The organism is Nonomuraea sp. NPDC050536 (assembly GCF_044457685.1).
Lineage (GTDB): Bacteria > Actinomycetota > Actinomycetes > Streptosporangiales > Streptosporangiaceae > Nonomuraea.
Map to the genome: position 1 here is coordinate 1 of NZ_JBITHD010000053.1, position 1,959 is coordinate 1,959.

The 1,959-nt window shown below is 66.2% G+C and carries 3 protein-coding genes and 1 pseudogene; 2 read left to right on the forward strand and 2 right to left on the reverse strand.

The genetic code is table 11. The features are described from left to right. Positions 1–18: 18 nt before the first annotated feature. Positions 19–270 (reverse strand): hypothetical protein, encoded by a 252-nt coding sequence (locus ACIBHX_RS52300; protein ID WP_397076525.1) that lies wholly within the window; start codon positions 268–270, stop codon positions 19–21. Between ACIBHX_RS52300 and ACIBHX_RS52305 the strand changes: the two genes are divergently transcribed. Beyond that, positions 269–694, forward strand: coding sequence for a hypothetical protein (locus tag ACIBHX_RS52305; protein WP_397076526.1), 426 nt, complete (start codon positions 269–271; stop codon positions 692–694). The two genes, ACIBHX_RS52300 and ACIBHX_RS52305, sit on opposite strands and share 2 nt — an antisense overlap. 16 nt (positions 695–710) lie before the next feature. On the opposite strand, the gene ACIBHX_RS52310 is transcribed toward ACIBHX_RS52305, so the two are convergent. Beyond that, positions 711–1,049: an integrase core domain-containing protein gene (locus tag ACIBHX_RS52310; RefSeq protein WP_397076528.1), complete on the reverse strand. Its 339-nt coding sequence runs from the start codon at positions 1,047–1,049 to the stop codon at positions 711–713. On the opposite strand from ACIBHX_RS52310, the pseudogene ACIBHX_RS52315 reads away from it, so the two are divergent. After that, positions 1,040–1,959, forward strand: a pseudogene (locus ACIBHX_RS52315) (hypothetical protein); the annotation flags it as partial. The gene ACIBHX_RS52310 and the pseudogene ACIBHX_RS52315 sit on opposite strands and share 10 nt — an antisense overlap.

Genomic DNA, 1,959 nt, shown 5'->3' on the forward strand with positions numbered 1-1,959 from the left:
CGGAGCCGACAGGCTCGATCAGCCGATCGGTGGTGCGAGGTATTCCAGCGCATAACCGTCGCCGGAGGGGGTTACGCGGGCGATGCCGGGTGAGTTGAGGTGGGCGCCGGCTACGAAGTGGTGTGGTTGGGTCAGTTGTTCGAGGAGGGCCGCTCGCGCGGCGCGGGCCTGGGACTGGTTGCCGTCGAGCTCCCAGGACACGTTGGGCTGATCGAATTGGAGCGTGGGAACGTGAACGGTGGTTTCTGGCTCGAAGGAGCTGATCATCATGGGCGCATCCAGGTGGGACTTTGTGGTCCCCTATCAGGAAAACCTGCGGGCGGCTTTCGCGCAGGCCCAGGAGCAAGCCTTCCGGGAGAGTGCGTACTTCTGGTGGACGTCCGAGCTACCGCGCCCGCACACGGTGGCCGAGCTCTGGAAGGACGAGGTGACTCGGCACGACGGTACACACTCCCTACTCGACATGAGCCGCGTCCTCGAGGCCGGAGCCGAGCCCGAGCTCGGGGCGGTCGTCCCGCTGAGCGCCGAGGCCGCCCTGCGGCTCTTCGGCACGGCCAGGCCGACGCGGGACGACTACGAGCGGGAGCAGGGCGAGCTCTATGGTGAGGTGCCCGAGCGCTGGCACGGCTGCTGCACGAGCCTCTACGACGGCGACCGGCCGAGCGAGATCGCCTTCTGGGTGTCAATCCCCTGAAAGTGTGGAGACGGCCCTATGCCACAACGGCCCTCAGCAGGGCCGTTGATGCTTGTCTCTTCTCGATCATCTGACGCTCGTATATGACAGGCGGCAGCCCGCCGTTGGCGCTGTGCCTCCTCCTGGTGTTGTAGAAGTCGGTGATCCAGGTCGCGATCTTCAGGCGCGCCTCGGCACGGGTGCGGAAGTGCTGCCGGTGCACGAACTCCACCTTCAGCAAGCTGTTGAACGACTCGGCGGCGGCGTTGTCCAGCGCGCACCCGACCCGCCCAGCTCCACGCCGTCTTAGCAGCGCGAACCACTGCGTGGCTGCTGATCTTCGACGACGTCCCTGATCCGGCTGCGGTGCAGGCATTGTTGCCGCCCGCTGGCCGTGGTCATGTGCTGATCACTAGCCGAGCCAGCGCTTGGCCTGCTCAGCAGAGCCTTGAGCTGCCGGTACTCGAGGTGGACCAGGCGATAGCGTTCTTGTTGAAACGCACCGGCTATGACGACGCCGAAACCGCTGCTGCGATCGTGACCGAGTTGGGCGCGCTGCCCTTGGCACTCGAACAGGCCGGCGCCTATATGACAGAAACCGGTACCAGCCTGGTCGCCTACCTGAAACTGCTCCGTACTCAGCGTGCCAGCGCCCTGGCGGAGGGCCAGGCATGGGGGTATCGCGAGCAGGTGGCCTCCACCTGGCACTTGTCCTTCACCCACCTCGCCGACACCGCCCCAGATGCCAGTGCCCTGCTGCGGCTACTGGCCTGCTACGCCCCGGACACCACCCCCCATCAGCTCCTTATCTCCCAGCCGGCTCCGCGGACCTCGCCCCGACTCCCGCACGGTGACTGGGCCGTCAACGCGGCGGTGGCAGCGCTGCGCCGCTACAGCCTCATCAGCCAACCCGCCGACGGTACGACTTCTCTTCACCGCCTTGTCCAGGCCGTCACCGTCGACCAGCTCCCCCCAGTAGAACGCACCCGATGGCACCGCACCGCGGCCGCTCTGTTGGAAAGTGCCATTCCTGAGGATCCGAAGTTCGTGCCCGACTGGCCACGCTTTGCGCAACTCGTGCCTCATGCCCGTGCCGTCTTGCCGCCGGACTCGGAGAGTTTGGCACGTACTGCTACCTACCTGGGGGAAAGCGGCGACTACCGCACTGCTGCGCTCCTGTACAAGGAGATCACTAGTGCCGCGTCAGGCAACGTTCGCCCCGTCCTGTGGGGCTGGGGCGAACGGCTGGGTGGCGTTGCAGAGTGCGTAGTCTCGCGGCATGCATT

What these genes read in the sequence shown, in the direction of transcription:
- ACIBHX_RS52300 (WP_397076525.1), bottom strand. Translation starts at nt 270, where the DNA reads ATGATGATCAGCTCCTTCGAGCCAGAAACCACCGTTCACGTTCCCACG.
- ACIBHX_RS52305 (WP_397076526.1), top strand. Translation starts at nt 269, where the DNA reads ATGGGCGCATCCAGGTGGGACTTTGTGGTCCCCTATCAGGAAAACCTG.
- ACIBHX_RS52310 (WP_397076528.1), bottom strand. Translation starts at nt 1,049, where the DNA reads ATGCCTGCACCGCAGCCGGATCAGGGACGTCGTCGAAGATCAGCAGCC.